Source organism: Emcibacteraceae bacterium (assembly GCA_041396985.1).
Taxonomy (GTDB): domain Bacteria; phylum Pseudomonadota; class Alphaproteobacteria; order Sphingomonadales; family Emcibacteraceae; genus Pseudemcibacter.
In genome coordinates this window covers 411,853-438,076 of the sequence record JAWKXO010000001.1, presented here as the reverse complement: position 1 = coordinate 438,076, position 26,224 = coordinate 411,853, and the positions used below count along the sequence as shown (strand labels likewise).

At 42.9% G+C, this 26,224-nt stretch carries 25 protein-coding genes; 23 read left to right on the top strand and 2 right to left on the bottom strand.

The annotated features are described in order from the left end of the window. The first annotated feature begins 1 nt into the window (after position 1). The 23 genes from R3D86_02000 (at position 2) to gloA (ending at position 23,237) form a co-directional block, all read left to right on the top strand. Positions 2 to 778 (top strand): type III pantothenate kinase, encoded by a 777-nt coding sequence (locus R3D86_02000; GenBank protein ID MEZ5756977.1) that lies wholly within the window; start codon positions 2 to 4, stop codon positions 776 to 778. Beyond that, complete coding sequence (locus tag R3D86_01995; GenBank protein MEZ5756976.1) at positions 778 to 2,445, top strand: ribonuclease J; 1,668 nt, start codon at positions 778 to 780, stop codon at positions 2,443 to 2,445. The genes R3D86_02000 and R3D86_01995 overlap by 1 nt, the downstream gene beginning before the upstream one ends. Further along, positions 2,442 to 2,846: a methylmalonyl-CoA epimerase gene (gene mce, locus R3D86_01990; protein MEZ5756975.1), complete on the top strand. Its 405-nt coding sequence runs from the start codon at positions 2,442 to 2,444 to the stop codon at positions 2,844 to 2,846. Before R3D86_01995 ends, mce begins: the two co-directional genes overlap by 4 nt. A 10-nt stretch (positions 2,847 to 2,856) precedes the next feature. Further along, the gene (locus tag R3D86_01985; GenBank protein ID MEZ5756974.1) at positions 2,857 to 3,099 is read left to right on the top strand and encodes a DUF1467 family protein; all 243 of its coding nucleotides are present in this window, start codon (positions 2,857 to 2,859) and stop codon (positions 3,097 to 3,099) included. 275 nt (positions 3,100 to 3,374) lie between these two features. Next, positions 3,375 to 3,866, top strand: coding sequence for a hypothetical protein (locus R3D86_01980; protein ID MEZ5756973.1), 492 nt, complete (start codon positions 3,375 to 3,377; stop codon positions 3,864 to 3,866). A gap of 71 nt (positions 3,867 to 3,937) precedes the next feature. Further along, positions 3,938 to 5,239, top strand: a complete 1,302-nt coding sequence (locus tag R3D86_01975) for a proline--tRNA ligase (GenBank protein ID MEZ5756972.1) — start codon at positions 3,938 to 3,940, stop codon at positions 5,237 to 5,239. A 3-nt stretch (positions 5,240 to 5,242) separates the two neighbouring features. Beyond that, positions 5,243 to 6,499, top strand: a complete 1,257-nt coding sequence (locus tag R3D86_01970; GenBank protein ID MEZ5756971.1) for a lipoprotein-releasing ABC transporter permease subunit — start codon at positions 5,243 to 5,245, stop codon at positions 6,497 to 6,499. Beyond that, complete coding sequence (locus tag R3D86_01965; protein ID MEZ5756970.1) at positions 6,492 to 7,172, top strand: ABC transporter ATP-binding protein; 681 nt, start codon at positions 6,492 to 6,494, stop codon at positions 7,170 to 7,172. Before R3D86_01970 ends, R3D86_01965 begins: the two co-directional genes overlap by 8 nt. Positions 7,173 to 7,210: 38 nt before the next feature. Further along, positions 7,211 to 7,612, top strand: a complete 402-nt coding sequence (locus tag R3D86_01960) for a DUF1761 family protein (protein MEZ5756969.1) — start codon at positions 7,211 to 7,213, stop codon at positions 7,610 to 7,612. Between the two features lie 20 nt (positions 7,613 to 7,632). Continuing rightward, positions 7,633 to 11,145: a DNA polymerase III subunit alpha gene (gene dnaE, locus R3D86_01955; protein ID MEZ5756968.1), complete on the top strand. Its 3,513-nt coding sequence runs from the start codon at positions 7,633 to 7,635 to the stop codon at positions 11,143 to 11,145. Between the two features lie 17 nt (positions 11,146 to 11,162). Next, positions 11,163 to 11,897, top strand: coding sequence for an NUDIX hydrolase (locus tag R3D86_01950; protein MEZ5756967.1), 735 nt, complete (start codon positions 11,163 to 11,165; stop codon positions 11,895 to 11,897). Between the two features lie 176 nt (positions 11,898 to 12,073). Then, a complete protein-coding gene (gene rpsB, locus R3D86_01945) occupies positions 12,074 to 12,892 on the top strand; it encodes a 30S ribosomal protein S2 (GenBank protein ID MEZ5756966.1) in 819 nt (272 codons plus the stop codon). 25 nt (positions 12,893 to 12,917) lie between these two features. Next, complete coding sequence (gene tsf, locus R3D86_01940; protein ID MEZ5756965.1) at positions 12,918 to 13,847, top strand: translation elongation factor Ts; 930 nt, start codon at positions 12,918 to 12,920, stop codon at positions 13,845 to 13,847. Between the two features lie 157 nt (positions 13,848 to 14,004). Further along, on the top strand, positions 14,005 to 14,724 hold the full coding sequence (gene pyrH, locus R3D86_01935) for a UMP kinase (protein ID MEZ5756964.1): 720 nt from the start codon (positions 14,005 to 14,007) through the stop codon (positions 14,722 to 14,724). A gap of 68 nt (positions 14,725 to 14,792) precedes the next feature. Beyond that, positions 14,793 to 15,353 carry a ribosome recycling factor gene (frr, locus tag R3D86_01930; protein MEZ5756963.1) on the top strand — a complete coding sequence of 187 codons (561 nt, stop codon included), beginning with the start codon at positions 14,793 to 14,795 and terminating at the stop codon, positions 15,351 to 15,353. 5 nt (positions 15,354 to 15,358) lie between these two features. Next, positions 15,359 to 16,111, top strand: coding sequence for an isoprenyl transferase (locus R3D86_01925; protein ID MEZ5756962.1), 753 nt, complete (start codon positions 15,359 to 15,361; stop codon positions 16,109 to 16,111). Next, complete coding sequence (locus tag R3D86_01920) at positions 16,068 to 16,922, top strand: phosphatidate cytidylyltransferase (GenBank protein MEZ5756961.1); 855 nt, start codon at positions 16,068 to 16,070, stop codon at positions 16,920 to 16,922. Before R3D86_01925 ends, R3D86_01920 begins: the two co-directional genes overlap by 44 nt. Before the next feature lie 28 nt (positions 16,923 to 16,950). Beyond that, positions 16,951 to 18,156, top strand: a complete 1,206-nt coding sequence (locus R3D86_01915; protein ID MEZ5756960.1) for a 1-deoxy-D-xylulose-5-phosphate reductoisomerase — start codon at positions 16,951 to 16,953, stop codon at positions 18,154 to 18,156. A gap of 1 nt (position 18,157) precedes the next feature. Further along, positions 18,158 to 19,279 carry an RIP metalloprotease RseP gene (gene rseP / locus R3D86_01910; GenBank protein ID MEZ5756959.1) on the top strand — a complete coding sequence of 374 codons (1,122 nt, stop codon included), beginning with the start codon at positions 18,158 to 18,160 and terminating at the stop codon, positions 19,277 to 19,279. Between the two features lie 16 nt (positions 19,280 to 19,295). After that, positions 19,296 to 21,650, top strand: a complete 2,355-nt coding sequence (gene bamA, locus R3D86_01905; protein ID MEZ5756958.1) for an outer membrane protein assembly factor BamA — start codon at positions 19,296 to 19,298, stop codon at positions 21,648 to 21,650. 13 nt (positions 21,651 to 21,663) lie between these two features. Then, the gene (locus tag R3D86_01900) at positions 21,664 to 22,257 is read left to right on the top strand and encodes an OmpH family outer membrane protein (protein ID MEZ5756957.1); all 594 of its coding nucleotides are present in this window, start codon (positions 21,664 to 21,666) and stop codon (positions 22,255 to 22,257) included. 122 nt (positions 22,258 to 22,379) lie between these two features. Further along, positions 22,380 to 22,832 (top strand): 3-hydroxyacyl-ACP dehydratase FabZ, encoded by a 453-nt coding sequence (fabZ, locus tag R3D86_01895; protein MEZ5756956.1) that lies wholly within the window; start codon positions 22,380 to 22,382, stop codon positions 22,830 to 22,832. A gap of 6 nt (positions 22,833 to 22,838) precedes the next feature. Continuing rightward, on the top strand, positions 22,839 to 23,237 hold the full coding sequence (gene gloA, locus R3D86_01890; GenBank protein MEZ5756955.1) for a lactoylglutathione lyase: 399 nt from the start codon (positions 22,839 to 22,841) through the stop codon (positions 23,235 to 23,237). 49 nt (positions 23,238 to 23,286) lie between these two features. On the opposite strand, the gene R3D86_01885 is transcribed toward gloA, so the two are convergent. Beyond that, a complete protein-coding gene (locus R3D86_01885; protein MEZ5756954.1) occupies positions 23,287 to 24,600 on the bottom strand; it encodes a citrate synthase in 1,314 nt (437 codons plus the stop codon). Positions 24,601 to 24,726: 126 nt separating this feature from the next. Next, a complete protein-coding gene (gene gltX / locus R3D86_01880) occupies positions 24,727 to 26,118 on the bottom strand; it encodes a glutamate--tRNA ligase (GenBank protein MEZ5756953.1) in 1,392 nt (463 codons plus the stop codon). Between the last annotated feature and the right edge of the window lie 106 nt (positions 26,119 to 26,224).

Here is a 26,224-nt window from a genome sequence, read left to right as displayed (position 1 = left end):
AATGCTGCTTGCAATTGATGCCGGAAATACCAATATTGTTTTTGCCCTTCATGATGATGACAGGATCATTCATAAGTGGCGTATATCCAGCGCCAACAGCAGAACAGCAGATGAATATATGGTGTGGTTGTCGCAGCTTTTAAAATTTGAAAATCTTGATGCGTCTGTCATTACCGGGGCGATTATTGCGACAGTGGTGCCTCAGACTTTATTTCCCTTACAATTATTATGTCGGCGGTATTTTCGCTGTGAGGCCATGGTGGTTGGTGATGCGAAAGTCAAACTTGATGTAAATGTGAAACTGCCTAACCCGGAAGAGGTTGGCGCTGACAGACTGGTTAATGCCGTGGCTGCGCAGAAAAAATACGGTGGACCGATGATCATAATTGATTTCGGAACGGCAACGACATTTGATGTTATTGATGATAAGGGTGATTATTATGGCGGCGTCATTGCACCGGGGGTTAACCTTTCGGTGGAAGCGCTCAGTATGGCGGCGGCAAAGCTGCCAAGGGTGGCCGTAGAAAAGCCCGAAAAAGTTATCGGCAACAGCACTATTTCTGCCATACAGTCAGGTATATTTTATGGCTATCTTTCAATGATTGAAGGAATGGTCGCCCGTATTACCGCTGAATTTGGTGGCCCGATGAAAGTATTGGCAACTGGTGGGCTTGCACCACTTTTCAGTGATGCGTCAAATATCATAGAATATGTTGATCAGGAACTGACAACATATGGTCTGTTTGAAATTTATTCAGCCAATATTGATAAGAAATAATGAGCGGAAACCATAAACAGCTATTGTTTTTGCCGCTTGGCGGGTCCGGCGAAATAGGAATGAATTTAAACCTTTATTCCTATGATAATCAGTGGATTATGGTGGACTGCGGCATTTCATTTGCCGATGATTACCTGCCGGGAATTGATCTGATTATGCCGGATGTCAGCTTCATTGACAATATTAAGGATGACCTGCTTGGTCTGGTGCTGACCCATGCCCATGAAGATCATATAGGGGCTGTTGTCCATTTATGGCCGCGTTTTCGTTGTCCAATCTATGTAACGCCGTTTAGTGCTATAATACTACGGTCAAAACTTGCTGAAGAAGGATTACTTGACCAGGTTACCATCCATGAAATTGCTTTAAGTGGGATTTTTAGCCTTGGCGATTTTGAAATTGAATATGTCACCCTGACCCATTCCATACCGGAGCCAAATGCGCTGAGGATAACAACGCCGCTTGGGACAATTTTCCATACAGGGGACTGGAAACTGGACCCAGAACCAATCATCGGTGATGTCAGTAATATCCAAAGGCTTAAGGAAATAGGCGATGCGGGCGTCCTGGCGATTGTGTGTGACAGCACCAATGTTTTTAATGAAAAATCATCAGGTTCGGAAACGGCGGTCCGCGAAAGTCTGCTTGAGCTATTAAAGGATAAACCTGGGGCGATTTTTTGTACGACCTTCTCATCAAATGTGGCCCGTGTGGAAACGCTTGGGCATGTGGCACGGCAAACTGACCGCCATTTATGCCTGATTGGGCGGTCAATCAAACGCAATGTGGCAGCAGCGCGGCAGTGTGGTTATTTGCATGACTTTCCGGCAATTCTGGATGAGGAGGATGCCGCACATTTGCCGCGAAACAAGGTGCTTTATGTCTGTACTGGCTGTCAGGGAGAGGCAAGAGCAGCTCTCCTGCGGATCGTGCAGGATAACAGCAAGCATGTACATATTGCCAAAAAGGATACGGTGGTATTTTCTTCAAAAGTAATCCCGGGAAATGAACTGGCAATCTCCCGGATTTATAACCTGCTGATTGAAAAATCAGCCGAGGTTATTACAGAAAAAAATGCTTTTGTCCATGTATCGGGCCATCCGGGGCAGGAGGAGTTGAAGCAAATGTATGAATGGATAAAACCTGAAATTGTTGTTCCCACTCATGGCGAACGTGTCCATATGATGAAGCAGGCTGAGTTTGCAAAATCATTGGGATATAAAAAAACGGTCGTTCCTAAAAACGGATGTGTTGTTAAATTGGCGCCGGCCCCGGCGGAAATTATCAATGAAGTCCCGTCAGGCAGATTGGCACTTGATGGCAGAATATTGATCAGGGATGATGATATGGCTATCATAGAACGGCGGCGGGTTTTATTTAATGGTGCGCTGGTTGTTCATGCGGTGCTTGAAATGGATGGATCATTACTGGCGCCGCTTGAAATTACCCCCATTGGACTGCCGGATGAAGGGGGAAATAAACTTGAAAAATTTATCGATGATAAAATTCATCGGGCGCTTGAGCGGGCTCAGAAGTCACATCTGGTTGATGATGATATCATTAAGGAAATCATACGTGTTTCAGCGAGAAAGGCATCAAAACAATATACCGGCAAGGAAACGGGCCCGGTAACAACCGTCAATCTGACTAGGATGACCAGAAAATGATTAAAAAATTAAACCATGTGGCAATAGCCGTACCGGATCTGGAAGCAGCTATTAAGCTTTATAAAGACGTGTTGGGGGCGGATGTCGCGGGTGTTGTTGATCTTCCGGCACATGGTGTTACGGTCGCATTTGTTGACTTGGGGAATACGAAAATTGAACTGCTTTATCCGCTTGGGGATCATTCACCAATTCTGTCTTATTTAAATAAAAATTCGTCAGGGGGTATTCATCACATTTGTTTTGAAGTAGAAGATATAAAAGATGCACGCGACCGATTGCTCGAAAAAGGTATGAGAATAATCGGAAAATCAGAACCGGCGCTGGGTGCCCACGGCAAGCCGGTGCTCTTTCTTCATCCAAAGGATTTTTGCGGCACACTTATTGAGCTTGAGCAGATTTAGAGGTTTCGTCATGAATTATATCGGATATAGCATCACTTTTTTCATTTCCTGGTGGTTTTTCCTCTTCATTGTTCTGCCGATTGGAGTGACCACCCATAGTGAACTCGATGAAGACGTTGAGGACGGCATTGAGGTCGGCTCACCCGTAGATGCCAATATTAAGAAAAAAATGCTGATGGCGAGCGGTCTTACTGTATGTTTTATGATACTGGTGGCAATAATTGATTATTTTGATCTGATTTCAATTAAATAATTGGATTTTACAAATTTCAGACATAAAAAAAGCAAGGATTAAACCTTGCTTTTTTTATTTGGTGTAGTGATTTTTGTCCAAATTTTTATTTTTTTACTTTAAGAGTTTCCTCGCTCCCAAACTTGGGCTTCACTAATGGGGTTAAGTTACCTTTGGCATGCTGCTCTGTCACCCTAAAAATGAGTAAAATTGTAATATTTTTGTAACTTGTTGTATTTCTGCCACATATTGATCTTACTAAGAAAATTCATCTATGATGTGAAGCAGGAGAGATTATGATGCGACTAAAGGTAACTATTCTGATAATGCTTGCTTTTTCAGCTTTGTCATCAGGTTTATCTGCGCAGGAAAGCTCTGATAATAAAAAAGCTGAAGAGACAAAAACGCCAGACCAAATCCTCCTAGTCACCTATGAAGATTGCCAATTGTTAAGACCTTATATTCCGGGTGAAGATGTCACCTATAAACCCGATCTGGATGTGCGTGGAAATGCGTTGGTACCAGCTGAAATTAAAAATGAAAATGATCTGATGATCGGAAGTAACGGATACTCATTTTATTTAACCCATGATGCCTTAAAAGTAATGAACGACAATAAAAGTTCGGGTCTTACAGGAAGTGAAGAAGGGAAAATCATTCTGGGCCAGATTACGGTTAAAAATGGAGATGTGCTTTGGAATGGTCAGTCGCTTAAGGAAAGTGACAAAAGCCGCATTTATATACTTTGCGATCAGCAAAGAAAAAGACGACCGATTATCAAAAGGTAATTGAAGAAACCGCCACCTTTGCTATAAAGCAGTATATCATTTTTTAAATTATAATTTTTTCAAGGTCTAAAATGCGTCTTTCAAATTATTTTATCCCGACCATCAAGGAAAATCCGGCAGAGGCACAGATCGTCTCCCACCGTTTGATGCTTCGTTCCGGAATGATCCGTCAATCAAGTGCCGGGATTTATATCTGGCTGCCGACCGGACTGCGGGTGATGAATAAAATTGCCGATATAGTCCGTGAAGAACAGGGCCGGGCTGGGGCCATTGAATTATTGATGCCAACAATTCAGCCTGCGGAGCTATGGCAACAAAGTGGCCGTTATGATGCCTATGGTAAGGAAATGCTCCGGATCACGGACCGTAGTGAGCGGGAAATGCTTTATGGGCCAACCAATGAGGAAATGATCACCGATCTTTTCAAGAATAATGTGAAAACCTACAAAGACCTGCCACTTAATCTTTATCATATTCAATGGAAATTCCGGGATGAGGTGCGCCCACGCTTTGGTATTATGCGTGGCCGTGAATTTCTGATGAAAGATGCCTATTCCTTTGATTTGGATTTTGAAGGAGCGAAAGACTCCTATAATAAAATGTATGTGGCATATCTTCGAACATTTGCGCGGCTAGGCCTGGTGGCTATTCCAGTGCGGGCCGATGCAGGGGCTATCGGGGGTGACCTAAGCCATGAATTTCAGATCCTTGCCGAAACCGGTGAAAGTACGCTTTATTATGATAAGGGTATTGAAAGTTTTGAACTGGCCTCCCTGACCGGCGATATCGAAAGTGAGACGGTAAGCAAACTGCAAAGCTATTATGCAATGGAAGAGGAAAAGCATGATCCGGAAAATTGCCCGGTACCGGCTGAAAACTTAAGAACAGCCAAGGGGATTGAAGTCGGGCATATTTTCTATTTCGGTAAAAAATATTCCGAACCTATGGGCGCGAAAGTGGCTGGCCCTGACGGCAGGGAAGTGGTTGTTGAAATGGGGTCATACGGCATTGGCGTATCGCGACTGGTCGGTGCACTGATTGAAGCCAATCATGATGATAAAGGGATTATCTGGCCGGAAGCGGTTGCCCCCTTTAAAGTCGGGATCATTAATTTACGCGCTAAAGATGAAGCTTGTACTGCTGCCTGTGATGATCTTTACCAAAAGATGCAGGACCGTGGCATCGAAGTGTTATATGATGACCGTGATGCGGGACCAGGTGCCAAGTTTGCGGATATGGATCTTATTGGCCTGCCGTGGCAGGTGGTTGTGGGGCCTAAAGGTCTTGAAAAAGGTGTTTATGAGCTTAAAAACCGTCGTACTGATGAACGGATAGAACTTGGCCTTGATGAACTGCTCAATAAATTAGGATAATATATGTTCAGAAGTTACGAGTGGAAAGTCGCGCTCAAATATTTAAGCATTAAGGGTCATGACGGCTTTGTCACTGTAATTGCTTTATTTTCACTTTTTGGAATTTTCCTTGGGGTAGGGGCTTTGGTTGTCACCATGTCGGTGATGGGCGGCTTTCGTGAAGAACTCCTAAATAAAGTTATCGGTTTTAACGGTCATGTTCTTTATCAGCCGTTTGGCGGGAAAATGGAAAATTATGATCAGGCTGCCTCTGATTTAAGCACGGTAAAAGATGTGGTGAAAGTCCGACCGATTATTGAAGGGCAGGCATTGGCAATGATGGGGGAAAATGGCACATTTGCCCTTGTCCGCGGTGTTAAGCCTGAAGATCTGAAATCAAAAGATCTGGTCGCATCAAATATAGTCGAAGGCAGCCTTGATCATTTTGGCGAGGGTGAAAATGATATTGTTATTGGCAAAAGGCTCGCTGAAAAATACAGCCTTCAAATCGGAAGCGATGTAACACTGATGTCGCCAAGGGGGCGAATTACAGCGTTTGGAACCGTACCGCGAATTCAGCAGTTCACCGTTGTCGCAATTTTTGAAGTCGGTGAATTTAATTATGATTCAAGCTACTTTTTTGTTCCTCTTAAAGCAGCACAGACCTATTTCCAGTATGGGGATCAGGCAGGCGGACTTGAAATAACACTGACCCACGCGGATATGGTTGGGAATGTATACCCACTTCTTGCTCAGAGGATCGTTGATTCCGGTCTGGCAGGCCGTATTATTGACTGGCAGCAGCTCAACCGATCATTTTTTAACGCGTTGCAAATAGAAAAGAATGCCATGTTTATCATTTTGTCCCTGATTATTCTGGTGGCGGTTTTTAATGTTATCTCAACAATGATCATGCTGGTAAAAAGTAAAACCAGGGATATTGCCGTCCTGCGAACTATGGGGGCATCCCGCTCATCCATCACCCGGATATTTTTCATTATCGGCTCCAGTATTGGGGTTATTGGTACTTTTCTGGGTGTTGTCGGGGGTGTTTATCTGGCCAATCATCTTCAATGGGTGGCGGACCTGATTGAAAAAATGACCGGGGCCACTGTCTGGGATGCCGAGACAAGATTTATAAGCGAAATACCGTCTAAAGTTGATAATACGGAAGTGATCGCCATCACTATCGTTGCACTTACTTTATCCCTGCTTGCAACAATATTTCCGGCTCTTAAAGCCGCAAATACTGACCCGGTAAAGGCGCTTAAGTATGAGTAATATTATCGAACTTAAGGACATTTATAAAAGTTTTGATCAGGGGACCCAGCACCTTGAAATATTGAAGGGTATTTCCCTTTCCATAACAAGTGGTGAAGTCGTGGCCCTGGTCGGCGCTTCCGGTGCCGGTAAATCAACCCTGCTTCATATTATGGGGCTTCTTGAGCGGGCCGATAGTGGTGATGTGGTTATTTCGGGAATTCCGACCAAGGATTTAAATGATATCAAGCGCACAAAAATTCGCCGTCTGGAAATAGGGTTCGTTTATCAGTTTCATAATCTGCTTCCTGAGTTTACAGCGCTGGAAAATGTGATCATTCCGCAGCTAATTGCCGGGTCGTCAAAGAAGGATGCAAATACACGTGCAATAGAACTGCTCGAAAAAATGGGGTTGGGGCAGCGGCTGGAGCACAGGCCATCTGAACTTTCCGGCGGTGAACAGCAGCGGGTTGCGATCGCAAGGGGGCTGGCCAATCGCCCGCGACTGATTTTGGCGGATGAGCCAACCGGTAATCTTGACGAAAAAACCGGGAATGATGTGATGGATATTCTGCTCAAGCTTTCCAAGGAAGAGGGAGTATCCGCCTTAATCGCCACCCATAATAATGCCCTTGCCAAACGCATGGACCGGATCGTAATATTGAAAGAAGGCGTTATTCAGGATACTCTTTAGCGCATCTAAAAGATTATCATTGATTATAAGGGGAAGGCATGCTTGAGCCGGGTGACCTAGACTATTTGGCGATTATCATAGCCGCAATTGCAAAATTTCTTGTAGGCGGTGCCTGGTTTTCAAATTTACTGTTCAGCCGGCTTTGGCTGAAGGAAACGGCCCTTAAACCGGAGAATATGGGAAAACCGCGAAATGCAATGATGATCGGGTTTGCTCTTTGTCTCTTGGTATCATTTTCATTTGCCGTTCTGCTCGCATTATTGCAGCTTGATTTGAAATCCAGTCTTGCTGTGGCGATCATAATCGCTATCGGCATTTCATCGGCGCAAATGGGATTGTCATTTGCTTTTGAGAACAGGTCCTTAAAATTATTTTTGATTTATGCCGCGCAATCAGTTGCTGAATTTGCTACGGTCGTCTTAATATTAAAACTGATATAAAGATCGGAAAAACTGCATAAATGCCAGGCGATAAAACATTTATCCACTTAAGAGTTCATTCAGCATATTCACTGGCTGAAGGTGCGGTTCATATTAAGGATCTGGTAAAGCATTGTATTGGCAATAATATGCCTGCCGTTGCGATTACTGATACCAATAACATGTTTGGGGCACTTGATGCGTCTTTAAATCTGCCAGCCGGCGGTATTCAGCCAATCATTGGGGTGACACTGGCTATCCGCCACGGCGAAAGATCAGACAATCAACATGTGAAAGTTCCTGACCCGGGGTGGTTGGTGCTTCTGGCGCAAACCCAGCGTGGATATGAAAATCTTATGATTCTGGTCAGTAAGGCCCATCTGGACTCCGATCCAAGTGAAAGTCCACAGATTTCTATTGCTGATCTTGATGGTCATACTGAAGATATTATTTGCCTCAGCGGAGGGGTTAACGGTCCTATCGGGAAATATTTACAGGATGGAGATGCCGAAAAAGCAGAAGAGTGCCTCAAATATTTAAATAGACTATTCCCAGGGCATCTTTATATGGAAATTGCCCGTCATGGACATAAAATCGAAAATGATCTTGAGGAGACTTTTATAGAGCTCGCCTATAAATATGACATTCCTTTGGTGGCAACCAATCAGGTCTTTTTCCCGACACGGAAAATGTATCAGGCCCATGATGCACTGCTTTGTATTGCCGGTGGCAATTATGTTGATCAGACTGATCGGCGTAAAGAGTCGCCTGAAAATTATTTCAAATCATCAGCCGAAATGATTGAGCTTTTTAAGGACATTCCGGAAGCAATTGACAATACTATTGTCATTGCCCAAAGATGTGCCTTTAAAGTGCCGACAATTGATCCTATTTTGCCGAAATTCACCATTGATGAAACGATGGATGAAGCTGAGAGCCTGAAACTCATGGCGAAAGAAGGGCTTGATGAACGGCTTAGTCAACATGTGTTTGCTGGTGAAAATGATCAGGAGCTTGGGAAACCATATTATGATCGTCTGGATTATGAGCTTGATATTATCAACAAAATGGGTTTTCCTGGTTATTTTCTTATCGTTGCCGATTTTATTCAATGGTCAAAGGATCACGGCATTCCGGTCGGGCCGGGGCGGGGGTCCGGCGCTGGGTCTGTTGTCGCCTGGGCACTTAAGATCACTGATTTGGATCCACTAAAATTTGGCCTTCTGTTTGAACGGTTCCTAAACCCGGAACGTATATCCATGCCTGACTTTGATATCGACTTTTGCCAGGACAAGCGTGAGCGTGTCATTAAATATGTGCAGGATAAATATGGACATGACCAGGTCGCCCAGATCATTACCTTTGGTAAATTACAGGCTCGCGCCGTGGTGCGTGATGTCGGGCGTGTGCTACAGATGCCTTATATGCAGGTTGACAGGCTATCAAAGCTCATTCCCAGCAATCCGGCTAATCCGATAACACTATCAGAAGCGATTGAAAGTGAGAAAAAGCTGCGTGAGGAAATCAGTAGTGATCCCAATACCTCGCACCTGATTGATATCGCACTCCAGCTTGAAGGGTTATTCAGGCATGCTTCAACCCATGCCGCGGGAGTTGTGATTGGAGACCGGCCACTTGACCAGCTGGTTCCCCTTTATCGCGATCCACGTTCCGATATGCCGGTAACCCAGTTTAATATGAAATATGTCGAGCAGGCCGGCTTGGTGAAGTTCGACTTTCTTGGCCTTAAAACACTGACCGTGCTTAAAAAAGCTCAGGAATTTATCGCGGCTAGAAATATCGAAGTCGATCTGGAAAATGTCCCGCTTGATGATAAACCGTCATATGAGCTTATGTGCAGCGGCAAGACCACGGGTATATTCCAGCTTGAAAGTTCAGGAATGCAGAGTGTGTTGATCAATCTAAAACCTGATATGTTTGAAGATATTATTGCGGTGGTTGCCCTTTACCGGCCCGGGCCAATGGATAATATCCCCCGCTATATTGCCTGTAAACATGGGGATGAGGAACCGGATTATCTTCACCCATTACTGGAAGAAATCCTAACCGAAACCTACGGTGTTATCATTTATCAGGAACAGGTGATGCAGATCGCCCAGATCCTGGCCGATTACACATTGGGGGATGCGGATATTCTTCGCCGGGCCATGGGTAAGAAAATTGCATCAGAAATGGATGCTCAGCGAGCGCGCTTTCAGGAAGGCGCCGATAAAAAAGGGGTAGACCCGAAACAGGCCGCAACAATTTTTGATCAGGTGGCGAAATTTGCCGGTTATGGTTTTAACAAGAGCCATGCGGCTGCCTATGCGCTGGTTTCCTATCACACCGCTTATTTAAAGGCTAATTACACAGTTGAGTTCATGGCGGCGATCATGACGCTTGATCTGACCAATACCGATAAGCTTCATATTTTCAAACAGGAGTTGGGGAACCTTAATATTCCCGTGCTGCCGCCGGACATTAACAAATCCAGAGTGGAATTTTCCGCTGAAGTAATTGAAGGGGAGAAAGACGAGCAGAATATTGGCGGCGCCATGAGTGACGGAAAGCTCAGAGGGGTAAGATATGGTCTCGCCGGGCTTAAAAATGTTGGTGTGGCTGCCATGGAAAGCCTGATTGCTGAGCGCGATAAGAACGGGCCCTTTAAGGATATTTCTGATTTCTGCAACCGGGTTGATACAAGGCAGATAAACAAGAGAGCCCTTGAAAACCTTATAAAAGCAGGGGCTTTTGACAGTCTTAACCCCAACCGTGCCCAGCTTTATAGTGGCGTTGAAATGATCCTGCGTCAGATGAGCCTCGCCACCCAGGAACGAAACTCTAATCAGGTCAGTCTGTTTGGGGATCAGGTTGAAGTACAGTCGGTTATACTGGCGGATGTGAATGACTGGGACCTCATTGAAAGACTGAAATGTGAGCAGGAAGCTGTAGGCTTTTATCTGTCCGCTCACCCGCTTAATGCTTATACCAGTGTCCTTGCCCGTCAGAAAGTGGTTCCGAGTACGGAAATTGCAGAAAGGGCCATAGGAAAGGGCGGGTTTATTAAACTTGCCGGGACTATCCAGGGCATCAGACGCATGAAATCAAAGAGCGGCAAGCCATATGCCTTCCTGAGTTTATCTGACCCATCCGGCGGATTTGAAGTCACCCTTTTTTCTGAGCTACTGGATGCGGTGGATGATTTTCTTGATAATGGTAATTCGGTTATTATCAGTGCGGAAGTGAAGCATAGCGATGATGGTGCCTTAAGGATTACAGCACAGGGCCTTGAAACCATTGACAGTGTAGCAATGCGAACAGGGACGGGACTTGATATTTACCTGAAAGACGCGAGCAATCTGGAAGCCATTAAAGAAATCCTGAACAATAGTAAAAATGGTCGAGGACGGGTTACGTTCCGCATGAATATCAAGCATGATGACTTTCCGGATTGTGATGTGGATGTTGAGCTTAAAGACCGTTACAAAATTTCACCGGCAATCAGGAATGCCGTAGCATCCCTTAAAGGTGTTATTGATGCCAGAGAAATTTAACCGCCAAAGAAATTTATATGAATGACGAAGCGACCATCATTGATTCAGCATCCATTCTTGTTATCCGGGATAATGATGTAACAGGTGATCTGGAAGTATTAATGGTCAAACGGCATCCTGATATTGATTTTGCCGGTGGGGCTTATGTTTTTCCGGGCGGTAAGGTTGATCCGGATGATTTGGAACTTTCAAGAAATATACCGTCATACCCGGCAGGATATTCTGATTTTATTTATACAGCCTTTCGGGAAGTATTTGAAGAATCAGGTTTGATAATAGGGAGTGGCGGTGAAGCTGGCAATTATCGAGATGCACTGTTGCAAGGGGAAATAGCATTTTCTGACATTATAAAGCGTGCCAACTTAATCCTTAACCCTGACGATATCGTTCCCTTTGCGCGCTGGGTAACACCAAGACAATATTCGAAACGATTTGATACACGGTTTTATCTGGCCAAAGCGCCTCAAGATCAGCAGGTAATTCCCGATTTTAAGGAGATTACTGAAGCAAAATGGGTTCAACCAATTGAATTTATTGACCAATTCAGAAATGAAATTATGTTTCCCACTTTGATGAATTTAAAACTTCTGGGACAGGCAACTTCAGTTGATGAGGCGATGGCTCAGGCCAGACAACGTAAAATAATTACGGTTGAGCCAAAATGGGTGGGCGGTATTCCTTCAATTGATCCGCGCGCCGGGTATGGCGAGCTGGATTATGGCGGGCTCCATAAAGGGATTAAAGGTGATTAGGTGTAATTTTTTGTCGGTTTTTCAAGAAAACCCTTGATATCATATGCTTCAGCGTGTATTACCCGCTTACTTTCACATGCAGGTATTTGTTTATCCCCTACATATTGGGATCGACACACCGGTGTTCTAAGGAACTCAGAACCTGCAGAGGATTAACCGGAAAAGGAATTTATAGAATGGCAATGCCTACATTTACTATGCGCGAGCTATTGGAAGCTGGCGTTCACTTTGGACATCAAAAACACCGTTGGAACCCACGTATGGGGGACTATATTTTTGGCGTCAGAAATAAAGTTCATATTATCAACCTTTCAATCACTGTGCCGCTTTTGCATCGCGCACTTGAGCAGATTCGCGACATTACTGCTGGTGGTGGTCGTGTACTCTTTGTCGGTACAAAAAGACAGGCATCAGGCGCAATTGCCGAAGCAGCGAAACGTTGCGGACAATATTATGTTAATCACCGCTGGCTCGGTGGAATGCTGACAAACTGGGAAACAATTTCCAATTCGATCAAACGTCTTAATGACCTTGATGAAAAACTTTCAGGCGATCTGACCGGATTTACCAAAAAAGAAACCCTGCAAATGACACGTGAGCGCGACAAGCTCGAACGCTCCCTCGGTGGTATTAAGGAAATGGGTGGTATTCCTAGCGCGATTTTCGTGATCGATACAAATAAAGAAGAGCTTGCTATCGCAGAAGGTAAAAAACTGGGTATTCCAGTGGTTGCCATTCTTGATACAAACTGTGATCCGGCAAATATTGATTTTCCAATCCCGGGAAATGATGATGCGACCCGTGCCATTGATCTTTACTGTAATCTTGTTGCTGATGCAGTTCTGGAAGGTATCCAACAGGAACTTTCGTCACAGGGGGTTGATATTGGTGCAATGGAAGCACCGGTAGAAGAAATTCCGGACGTTGCTGAAGAGGCTCCAGCCGAGGAAGACGCCCCGGCTGATGAAGAAATGAGTGAAGAGAAATCTTCTTAATTTAGAATTTTAAAACAAGGAAAGAATGATGGCTCAAATTACTGCCGCTCTTGTTAAGGAACTGCGTGAAAAATCAGGCGCAGGTATGATGGATTGTAAAAAAGCGCTTAGTGAAAATGATGGTGACATCGAAGCGTCAATGGACTGGCTCCGTCAAAAAGGTATTGCGAAAGCTGAGAAAAAATCAGGTCGTGTCGCCGCTGAAGGTCTTGTTGCAGTCGCTTCAAACGGAACCACTTCTGTTGCTATTGAAGTGAACTCGGAAACAGACTTTGTGGCCCGTAACGAGAAATTCCAGTCTCTGGTTAAAGGGGTTGCTGATGTTGCACTAGCCAATAACGGTGATTATGATGCAACAAAATCGGCAACATATCCTGGCGAAAGCCACAGTGTGGAAGCGGAAGTGACTGAAGCTGTTGGGACAATTGGTGAAAATATGAACTTCCGTCGTTCAGCCGGACTTTCTGTTTCTAAAGGCGTGGTCTCAACTTATATTCATAATGCCGTTGCCCCTGGTCTGGGTAAACTAGCCGTATTGGTTGCATTGGAATCTGATGCTGATCAGGGTGCTCTTGAAGCCCTTGGCAAACAGCTTGCCATGCATGTTGCGGCGACAAACCCGCAATCAATGACAATTGAAGAACTGTCCGAAGAAGCCGTAGAACGTGAAAAAGCCATTCTCGTTGAGCAGGCCCGCGAATCCGGCAAGCCTGACAACATTATCGAGAAAATGATTGGTGGTCGCATGAACAAATTCTTCCAGGAAGTTGTGTTTCTGGAGCAGACATTTGTAATTGACGGTGAAACGAAAGTTAGCAAAGTCATTGAAAAAGCTGCCAAAGATGCTGGCTCCGACATTAAACTTACAGGATATGTAAGACTTGAGCTTGGTGAAGGCATTGAAAAAGAAGAAGGTGATTTTGCCGCTGAAGTAGCCGCAGCCGTTAGCAGCTAATAATATAATTATATCGGGCTCATATATGGATTAAAGAGGACTTTATCCGTATTTGGGCCCGAATTGTATGTAACGTCCAATTTTTTATAAAAACATAATGGACATATGGGGAATTTGCGAGCAAAGTACTCATGAACAAAATAGGAGAGAATTATTCATGACAGAAGACCTTCAGTATAAACGTGTTTTGTTAAAATTATCCGGTGAAGCCCTGATGGGGGATCAGAATTACGGTATTTCACCAAAAGTGGTCAAAAGAATTGCTGAAGAAGTTAAAACTGTCGTTGAAATGGGGACCCAAGTTTGTCTAGTCGTTGGTGCCGGAAATATTTTCCGTGGCATGACGGGGGTTGCCAGCGGATTTGACCGCACGTCTGCCGATCATATGGGGATGTTGGCAACGGTCATGAATAGTCTGGCATTGCAGAATGCGCTGGAACAAAATGGTGTTGATACCCGCGTTCAGTCAGCCTTTCCGATTGCATCCGTGTGTGAGCCATATATCAGAAGAAAAGCAATCCGGCATATGGAAAAGGGCCGTGTGGTTGTATTTGCAGCGGGAACAGGAAATCCGTTTTTTACAACGGACAGCGCGGCGGCACTCAGGGCCGCTGAAATGAACTGCGATGCGATACTCAAAGGGACTCAGGTTGATGGTGTATATAGTGCTGATCCGAAACTTGATCCAAATGCTGTAAAATATGATACATTAAGTTATATGGACGTTCTGAAAAATGATCTGAAGGTCATGGATGCTTCGGCAATTTCACTGGCGCGTGAAAATAATATTCCCATTCTGGTATTTTCTATTCATGAACCGGGAAATTTTGCCAAAGTATTGCTTGGAAAGGGTCCTCATACTAAAATCTGCAATTAAAGCAGTGTTTGTTAATCTTGGGGCAATGATTTATAAATTATAAAAAAATAATAAACAGGAGTGATATAATGTCATCGGAACTGGACCTTGCGGATATTAAACGCAGGATGAATGGCGCAATAGAAAATCTTAAGAACGAATTTAAAGGTCTCAGAACAGGAAGAGCATCTGTAAATTTACTTGATCCTGTCGTTGTGGATGCTTACGGCGCTCAAATGCCGATCAATCAGCTTGGTACTGTTTCAACACCGGAAGCAAGAATGATCAGCGTTCATGTTTGGGATAGGGGGCTAGTTTCATCAGTGGAGAAGGCAATCCGCAATTCCGGTATTGGCCTTAATCCGATTGTTGATGGGGATACCTTGCGCCTGCCAATTCCTGAACTTAATCAGGAGCGGCGGATGGAGCTGACCAAGCTTGCCAGAACTTATTCCGAACAGTCAAAAGTGGCGGTAAGGAACGTTCGTCGTGATGGCATGGAAACAGTTAAGCACATGGAAAAAGACGGCGATATCAGCCAGGATGAACAAAAATCATTGGAAGCGGATATACAGAAATTAACGGATGATGCTGTTCACAGCATTGAAAAAATTACAGCAGCAAAAGAAGAAGAAATTATGCAGGTGTAAAAGCAATGTTGCTTGTTAAGGAAGATAATAAAGTGGCAGAAAATGAGGGTCGGGCTGAAAAGCGGCTTACTCATATTGCCATTATTATGGATGGTAATGGACGCTGGGCCAAATTACACCGTCTTCCCAAATTTGCGGGGCACAAAAAGGGTGCGGATGCCGTTCGGGGGATTGTCGAAAAATGCGCTGATCTGGATATTGGATATCTTACATTATATGCTTTTTCTTCTGAGAACTGGAACAGACCGATTGAAGAAGTGAACGACCTGATGGGGCTTCTTAAAATCTACCTGACCAAGGAAATTGAAGAACTTCATAGAAAAAATATCCGTATCAGTTTTATAGGCAGCAGAAAACGCTTAAGCAAAAATCTTATCAGCCTGATTGAAGAGGCAGAAGAAAAGACAAAAAATAATAGGAAGCTTCGATTAACACTTGCGCTGAATTATGGTGGACAGGAAGAAATTGTCTGTGCAGCCAAAAATTTGGCCAGTAAAGTAAAAGAAGGCAGCCTTGATGTTGAGGATATTGATGAAAAATTATTTTCTCAGAATCTCTATACAAATGATATGCCGGAACCGGACCTTATAATCCGTACCAGTGGGGAACAACGCCTCAGTAATTTCATGCTTTGGCAGGCGGCTTACTCGGAATTCGTATTTCAGGACGTATTATGGCCTGATTTTACTCAGGATAGCTTACTAAGCGCCATAGATGAATATTACAAAAGAGACAGGCGGTATGGTGCAAGACATTGAGAATGCTAAACCAGCTAAAAAAAATAATCTGCTGACACGAATTCTTTCGGCACTAATTATGCTGCCGCTGGCCGTTTTTATCATATTAAAAGGCGGAATGTTTTTCTTAATTCTGATCAGCTTGCTTACGGTCTTGATCCTTTCAGAGTGGAATGGCATTTGTGAAAAGAAGCCGTTTTCATGGTTGTTTGCTGTTCAGGCGTTATCTGCCTTACTTTTGATTTACCAGCTAAATATTGAAAGTTCCTACATTTGGATTTCTTTTATTTCAAGTGTGATTTCAATTATGGCAATTGCTCTACTTATAAAAGCCAAAATGATTTGGGCTGTCACAGGCTTTCTTTACGCTATAATTCCATCGGCCAGTTTTTTGCTTATCGAAAAACAGTTTGGTGGCATTCTGGTTCTGTGGATGATGATTGTGATCTGGTCAATGGATACGGGTGCTTATTTTGCGGGGAAAAATATTGGGGGTCCAAAAATGTCTCCTAAAATAAGCCCTAATAAAACATGGTCAGGCCTTATTGGTGGTACAATTGCAGCAATATTGATAGGTGGTTTTTACGGCTTTTATATGCAGGATCAAAATGTACCCTTATTCTCTGATGCCACAATTTTGCTTTTATTCAGTGGTTTGTTTGCAATATTGAGCCAAATGGGTGATCTGGCAGAGTCTGCGGTTAAAAGGAGATTTTCCGTAAAGGACTCCGGCTCGATCATTCCAGGACATGGTGGTGTAATGGACCGGGTTGATGGTGTGTTATTTGTGGCCCCGGCTGTTCTTATTGTATCTAATGTGCTATATGCCTGATGAATGGAAATAAGTTGTTGATATGAATATGAGTTTACCAGACATAAATCACCTTTCGAGAACGTTAGGTCGAACGAGAAAAGACGTAACCATATTAGGCTCAACGGGGTCTATCGGCTGTAATACTCTGGATTTGATTTCCCGAAACCCAGAAAGTTATTCCGTCAAAGCGTTAACGGCAAACCACAGTGTTGAAAAACTGGCAGAGCAGGCAATAAAATATAATGCTGAAATGGCAGTTATTGCAAATAATAGCCTTTATGAAGAACTGAAGTCAGCATTATCTGGAACCCATATTATTGCCGCCGCAGGCGAGAATGCTTTGAATGATGCGGCTGAAATGCCTGCTGATCTAGTTATGTCATCAATTGTCGGCGCAGCCGGACTTCGTCCAACATTAACAGCAATAAGACGCGGGGCAACAATCGCACTGGCCAATAAAGAATGTCTTGTCTGTGCCGGTGACTTCATGATGGAACAGGTTGAGGAATTTGGGGCGACAATGTTGCCGGTAGATTCAGAGCATAATGCCATCTTCCAAATATTTGATTTCGATAACCCGCAAAATGTTGAAAAAATTATTTTAACGGCTTCCGGCGGCCCGTTCTGGAACTGTGAAATTTCAGATATGACATCAATTACGCCGGAGCAGGCGATCAATCATCCCAATTGGTCAATGGGAGCAAAGATTTCAATTGACAGTGCGACTATGATGAACAAGGGACTGGAACTCATTGAAGCTTATTATCTTTTCCCCGTTGAAAAAGATCAGTTGGAAATTATTATACACCCAGAATCCATAGTTCACAGTATGGTTTCCTACATGGATGGCTCAGTTCTTGCCCAGCTTGGAACACCGGATATGAGAACACCAATTTCCTACGCACTGGCCTGGCCCGATAGAATGAGGACACCTTCTAAAAAACTTGATTTGACAGAAGTCGGACGGCTTAATTTTATTAAACCGGATGAGGAAAAATTTCCGGCCCTTAATATTACACGACAGGTGTTGCAAAATGGCGGAAGTGCGCCTACTATCCTCAACGCTTCTAATGAAGTTGCAGTATATGCTTTTCTTGATGGAAAAATAAAATTTCTGGATATAGCAAGAATTGTTGAGGAAACTCTTGAAAAAATTAGTTTCCATAAAATGACAAGCCTGAGCGATGTACATGAAGTGGACGAGAATGCACGAAAAGTGGCGCAGGAGATTATAACAGGAATGAGCATGTAATATGGATTTTTTATTCTCGACTATTCAGCCTGCATTGGCATTTCTCATTATTCTGACGGTGCTTGTTTTCGTGCATGAATGGGGTCATTACATTGTTGCAAAATTCTGCGGCGTAAAAGTGGAAGTTTTTTCAATCGGATTTGGCCCGGAAATAACCGGTTTTTATGATCGTCATGGAACACGCTGGAAAATCAGCTGGATACCACTCGGCGGATATGTGAAATTTTTTGGTGATGCTACGGAATCCAGTGCTCCTTCCCAGGAACTGTTTGAAATGAGTGAAGAAGAGAAAAAAGTTTCTTTTCATCATAAGAATCTTTTACAAAAATCAGCAATTGTTTTTGCTGGACCTGCCATCAATTTTATTTTTGCTATCTTGATTTTTTCCGGGATGCTTTTTTCCTATGGAAAGATGGTATATGAGCCTATTGTTGGTGAAGTCATTACAGATGGCGCCGCTGAAAAAGCGGGTATCTTAGCCGGTGACCGCATTATTGAGATTGATGGATCTCCAGTTACTGCATTTCGTGATATCAGCAAGCATCTGGCGCTGAAAGTTGATGAAAAAATATCTTTGATTGTTCTGCGTAACGGTCAGAACTTAACTCTAAGTTTTCCTCTTAAAACCGTTGAAATTAAAAATTTTCTTGGTGAAGATAAGAAAATTTACCAGATCGGAATCAGAAATAATCCTGAAGAACGAAAAATACTTCATTTTGGTGTTATTGGGGCTATTTGGGAAGCAACCGGTGAAATAAAAGAACTGACCTATGCTAATCTTACGGGGTTGGGGCAAATTATAATGGGGGACCGCTCTGCTAAAGAACTGGGAGGTCCAATAGCAATTGCAAGAGTTGCCGGTAAAGCGGCAGAATTTGGGATTGTTGAGTTTTTAAATATTATGGCAATGGTTTCCATGGGATTGGGGCTGATAAATCTCTTTCCAATACCTATGCTTGATGGGGGGCATTTGCTGTATTACGCGATAGAAGCGGTCAGAAGAAAAAAAATGAGCCTGAAAGCGCAAGAAATTGGTTTCAAGATTGGCGCTGCTGTAGTATTAAGCCTGATGGTTTTTGTCTTCTATAATGACATTTCGGCAATTATTGATCTGGTCGGATAATATAAGGTAAGATTTAGTGGTATCAAAAATATATAAACTTATTAGTATCTGTTTAATTGCCTTATTTGCTCAATTTAATTTGGTAAGCTTGGTTTGGGCACAGGAAACAACGCCTCAAGAAGAGCCAGGCGTTGTTATTGCTAATATAGAGATTAGCGGTAATCAGCGAATTGAAAAAAGCACTATTGAATCCTACCTTCTCATTAATGTCGGTGATGCTTATACTGAACAGCTTGGAGATGCATCGCTTAAACGCCTATACAATACCGGTTTATTCGCAGATGTGGATGTAGGGCGTCGTGGCACGACACTTGTCGTTACAGTCTCTGAAAATCCCATCATCAACAGAATTGTATTTGAAGGTAACAAATATAAAGATGATGATGATTTATATGAAGAAATTCAGCTGAGACCAAGAATTGTATTTTCAAGAGCAAAAGTAAGGGCTGATGTTCAGCGTATCCTCGAAATATACAGAAGAGGTGGGCGGTTTGCAGCGGCTGTTGACCCAAAAATTATTCAGCTTGATCAAAACAGGGTTAATTTAGTCTTTGAAATTTCTGAAGGTGCAAAAAGTGTCATCGGTAAAATTAATTTTATGGGGAATAAAGTGTTTAATAACGCCATTCTCCGTGAAAAAATGGCTTCAGTTGAAAGCCGCTGGTGGAAATTTCTGGCTGCTGAGGATACTTATGATCCTGACCGGTTAAATTATGATAAACAATTGCTCAGGGATTTTTATCGGGAGCAAGGATATGCCGACTTTAGAATCACATCAGCAGTAGCAGAGCTTTCACCGGATAAGAAATTCTTTTTTATAAATATTTCACTGGAAGAAGGAGAACTTTACACATTTGGAGATATTTCTGTTGAAAGTGAGATTGAGGAGTTAGATCCAGAAATTCTAGTTCGAACATTATATACCAGAAAAGGCCAGCAATATGATTCATCAGCAATTGACTCGTCAGTTGAAGTGCTCACTGAAATTGCTGGGCTGAGAGGTTATGCTTTTGTTGATATTAGGCCACAGGTTAGACGTAACCGGGCAGAGCGAACGGTCGATATTATATATGTAATTAATGAAACACCAAGAGTATATGTTGAAGAAATAAAAATTATTGATAACGTTCGTACTCATGACAAAGTGATCAGGCGTGAATTAAATTTGGTTGAGGGTGATGCCTATAACTCTCAAAAAGTTAAAAGATCTGAAGTAAGGGTTAGAGCATTACAATTCTTCAAAGAAGTGTCCATAGAGCAAATTGAGGGGACTGCAGCGGATAAGACAATTCTGGAAATTACGGTTGAAGAACAACCGACAGGTGAATTAACGGCAGGGCTTGGGTATTCTAGTTATGAGGGATTATTGGTAAATTTCAGCATTGCAGAAAGAAACTTATTAGGGAAGGGACAATTCGTAAGATTGGGATCCAATTTATCGAAAAGACGTAAAGAAGTGGAATTAGGTTTTACAGAACCTTACTTCCTTAACAGAAGGCTTGCTGTTGGGGCAGATATTTTCTTACGCGATGTTAATTTTATTGAAAGTGGTTTTAGGCAGAAGACGCTTGGTACAACGTTACGAACTGGATTTCCGCTTACTGAATATATTGTTATGAATTTCTCTTACGGTCTAACAAAAGATACGGTTCTTACCAGTTTCTTTACAGACAGTCCCTATATTAGTGGCAATAACGGAGAATATATAACATCATATATTAGCTATGGTATTTCATATAATACACTTGATTATCCGCAAAAGCCAAATCGTGGTCAATTATTTACGGTAAGTCAGGAAGTCGCGGGACTAGGTGGTAACGAAAGATATATTAGAACATCAGCTAAATATGACATTTATTATCCTATATACAAAACATGGGTGTTTAATATTAGTGCTGAAGGCGGTCACATTGAAGGTTTGGGTAAAGATATAAGGTTAAATAAACGATTTTTCCTTGGAAACCCAAAAATACGTGGGTTTAAAGAGGCAGGGTTGGGACCAAGAGAATGGGGAGAAGGTTTTACTCAGTTATATTCTGGCTATACTCTTGGTGGGAATACATATTATACCACTAAAGCGGAACTGTTCATTCCGCTTGGAGGAGGCGCAAGAGATCTTGGAATTGAAGCCAGTGCTTATGTGGATGCCGGAGCTCTATTTAATGTTGATGCAGAAGATAGTTTGACCTCAGCAACAGGCGTGGTATATAGCAAGCTTGGAGATACACCAACACCGAGGGTATCTGTAGGAATAGGTTTCTCATGGGCGTCACCTTTTGGTCCATTTAGAATTGATTTGGCCAAAGCAATTAGAAGTCAACCAAGCGATGAAACGGAGTTTTTCCAATTTAATGTCGGAACGAGATTTTAAGATGAATAATATTATGAATGTAAAAAAAATATCAACCGCACTGCTGACAATGCTGACAGTGTTATTTGTAAACAATGCGGCATTTTCGCAAGAAATACCTGTGGCGAAAATCATCGTAATTGATAACAGGGTGATCAGCACAAATGCTGCTGTTGCCAAAGATATAAACAGACAAACAGCACAAATTAAAGCAACGATGGAAGCTGAGCTTCAAACAAAGGAAAATGCTTTAAGAGCTGAACAGGAAGATTTGAAAACAAAAATAAATATTATTCCGCAAGAATCATTTAACCAGTTGCAGCAGGCCTTTCAGGTAAAAGTGAACCAGTATCAACAGGAAGTGCAAATTAAAAGCCGTCAGTTGGAGACGGCAATTGTTAATGCAAATGATGCCATTGAAAGGGAGCTAAAACCAATTTTACAAAAGATCCTGAAAGATACCGGCGCGACAATGATGTTGGATAAAAATCTGATCAGAGAACAGATTCCTGGCCTGGATGTAACCACCAGAGTTATTGAACAGTTAGATCTTGTAATGCCTTCAACGACAGTTACCTTGCCGCCGCTTCCTGAAGCTGCACCGGCAGCTGCGCCGCAAGAGAATTAAAAATATATATCTGAAGAAAAAAGCCTGTCAATTATGGCAGGTTTTTTTTATTGAGGCCTTTAAATTTTTTTCCAGCTTATTATACTGGTCTAAACAATAATTATAATGGAAGATCAATAATAATGTCTCTCGAGAAAGTTGATGATATTGACATAAATAAAATTAAGGAATTAATTCCTCATCGCTACCCTATGTTACTGGTGGACAGATTGTGTGACATTAATCCTGGCGAAAGCGCAATTGGGAAAAAAGCTGTCACCATGAATGAGCCTTTTTTTCAGGGGCATTTCCCTGAAAAACCTGTGATGCCCGGTGTGCTGATTGTTGAGTCTATGGCGCAGACTGCGGCAGCTCTGGTTATGCTTAGTCTGGGTGAGGATGCAAAAGGCAAACTGGTATATTTTATGTCAATTGACAGTGCGAAATTCAGAAAACCTGTTGAGCCCGGTGATATGCTGGAGCTTCATGTTCAAAAAGAACAGAGTCGCAGAAATATCTGGCGGTTCTCAGCCCAGGGAAAAGTGGATGGTGCCGTTGTCGCCGAAGCCACATTTACGGCAATGATAGCGAACTGATGGTCAATGACTGAACATTTCAAAATGCTCCACACGATGATCCGGGTTAAAGACCTGGATAAATCCATTGCATTTTATTGCAATTTTTTAAAAATGAAATTGCTTAGAAAAAAGGATTACCCGGAAGGTAAGTTTACATTGGCCTTTGTCGGATATGGGGATGAGGAAAATAATACCGTGGTCGAATTAACCTATAACTGGGGCAGAGAAGAAGGGTATGACCTAGGTAATGGCTTTGGTCATCTGGCTCTGGGCGTACCGGATATTTATAAAACCTGCGAAGAACTTGAAAGAGCAGGCGTTGAAATACCGAGGCCGCCTGGTCCTATGAAACACGGCAAGACGGTAATTGCCTTCATTAAAGACCCGGATGGGTATATGATTGAACTTATTGAAAAGAAATAAAAAAACCCGGCTTATAAGCCGGGTTTTGTTTTTTGAATAAAATTTCTGATCAGCGTTTATCAATGCTAACATACTGGCGTTCAGTTTCACCAATAAAGAGCTGACGTGGGCGGCCGATTTTCTGGGTTGGATCTTCAATCATTTCAATCCATTGTGACACCCAGCCAACAGTACGGGCAAGCGCAAACAAAACTGTAAACATTTCAGTCGGGAAGCCCATGGCTTTCAAGATAATGCCTGAATAGAAGTCCACATTAGGATAAAGTTTCTTTTCAATGAAATATGGGTCTTCAAGGGCAATTCGCTCAAGTTCTTTGGCAACTTCAAGAAGCGGATCATTGATGCCAAGCTCACCAAGCACTTCATTAGCGGCCTGTTGAAGAACTTTGGCACGAGGATCAAAGTTTTTATAAACGCGATGTCCAAATCCCATAAGGCGGAATGGATCATTTTTATCCTTTGCCTTTTCAATATATTCTGGAATTCTGTCAACAGTTCCAATTTCACTAAGCATTTTAAGGCAGGCTTCATTGGCGCCACCGTGAGCAGGTCCCCAGAGTGAGGCAATACCGGCAGCAATACAGGCAAATGGATTTGCCCCCGATGAACCGGCAAGACGTACCGTTGAGGTTGATGCATTTTGCTCGTGATCAGCGTGCAGAATAAAGATTTTATCCATGGCATTGGCCAGGATCGGATTTACTTTATAGTTCTCGCAGCTTGGAACACCAAAAGTCATATAAAGGAAATTCTCTGCATAATTAAGATCATTGCGGGGATAGACAAATGGCTGGCCGATTGAATATTTGTAAGTCATCGCAGCAATCGTCGGGATTTTTGCAATCAGTCTGTTGGAAGCCACCCTGCGTTGCTCCGGATCGTTAATATCTGTGCTGTCATGATAGAAAGCTGACATAGCGCCAACAACACCACACATAATAGCCATCGGATGGGCATCACGGCGGAAACCGCCGAAGAATTTGCTGAGCTGTTCATGAACCATTGTATGATAGGTAATGGCATGTTTGAACTCTGCATCCTGCTGTTTGTTTGGAAGCTCGCCGTTTAACAATAAATAGGCAACTTCAAGAAAATCACTTTTTTCAGCAAGCTGGTCAATTGGATATCCGCGATAGAGTAGTTCACCCTTATCGCCATCAATATAGGTTATGGCGCTTTCACAGCTTGCTGTTGATGTAAAGCCGGGGTCAAATGTGAACATGCCGGTATCACGGTAAAGCGTACGGATATCTATGACATCTGGTCCGGTTGAGCCACCGTATATAGGCAATTCGAAAGTATTTCCGCGAACTGTTAATGAGGCCGTATCTGATGCCACAGTTTTTTTATATTTTTCTTCCATATGTCTCTATCCTTTTCGTATTTTCCTGGTTTTAAAAGACAATTGCCTCCTAAAACATTTATTTATGAGTTTCTATACACTGTTTTCTTAAATAAATTGTTTATTTTTTGTGAAATTAAACAATTTTTACATCTGGTCTTTAATCCTCGCCATGCTTTCGTTTTTACCAAGCCAGTCCAGCACTTCTGAAATGCCCGGGGAAATATTACTACCGGTTAATGCTGCTCTAAGTGGCTGGGCCACTTTACCAAATCCAATTTCTTCCTTTTCTACGAAATTCTCTATGGCCTTTTGTAAATTATCCCGGTTCCATTCTGCTACATTTTCGAGCGCATTATAAATTTTGCTTAATATCGGTTTTGCCTCGTCATTAAGTGAATTCATTGCTTTTGGAATAATATCCAGCGGCCGTGCGGTAAATAGGAATAAGGCACTCTCCGCCAGATCAATCAAATTCTTCGCTCTGTTTTTAAGCTCGCTCAATGCTTTTAAAAGAGTTTTTTGCTCTTCTACAGTCAGTTGGCGATTAAGGTTTCTTTCAAGAAACGGCAGACATCCTGTCAGTAGTGTCTGGTCACTTGCGGTTTCACGCATGTAAATGCCGTTTAAATTTTCAAGTTTATTAAAATCAAATCTTGAAGGTGACTTGCCAATAGCATCAAGATCAAACCACTCAATTGCCTGCTTTTCGGAGATCACTTCGTCATCACCATGGGCCCAGCCTAATCTGAGCAGGTAATTTTTTAAGGCATCTGGAAGATACCCCATATCACGGTAGGCATCAACCCCCAGGGCACCATGACGTTTTGACAGTTTTGCCCCGTCCTGCCCGTGAATAAGGGGAATGTGGGCATATTCCGGCAGTTCCCAGCCAATGGCGTTGATCAGTTGTGCCTGTCTTGCTGCATTGGTTAAATGATCATCCCCCCGAATAATATGGGTAACGCCCATATCATGATCATCAACGACAACAGAAAGCATATAGGTCGGTGTGCCGTCCGCGCGAAGCAGGATCATATCATCAAGTTCTTTATTCTTTACCGTGACATTGCCCTGTACATGATCTTTGATAACAATTTCGCCCTCTCTCGGGGCTTTGAAACGGATAACCGGTTCGATATCCTTTGGGGCATCGGACGGATCGCGGTCCCGCCAGCGCCCGTCATATCCAAGCGGTAATCCTTTTGCTTTTGCTGTTTCACGCATTTCTGCCAGTTCTTCTTTCGAGCAATAGCATTTATAGGCTTTTCCCAGTGCAAGCAGTTGATGAGCAACTTCCGCATGACGTTCACGATAATCATATTGGAAAATAATTTCGCCGTCTGCTTTAAGGCCCAGCCAGTCCAGACCATCAAAAATTGCATCTACCGCTTCCTGAGTTGAGCGCTGACGGTCAGTATCTTCGATCCGGATTCTGAAATCGCCACCATGATGGCGGGTAAACAACCAGTTAAACAGGGCTGTTCTTGCACCACCTATATGTAAAAATCCCGTTGGCGAGGGGGCAAATCGTGTCACTACTTTCTTCATTTGACTGTTTGTGAAGCTCCGGTAAGATTAAATCTTGAAATTCCGCAGTGACTCGTTTGAAATTCACATGATTGTGCTCAAATGATATAAATAC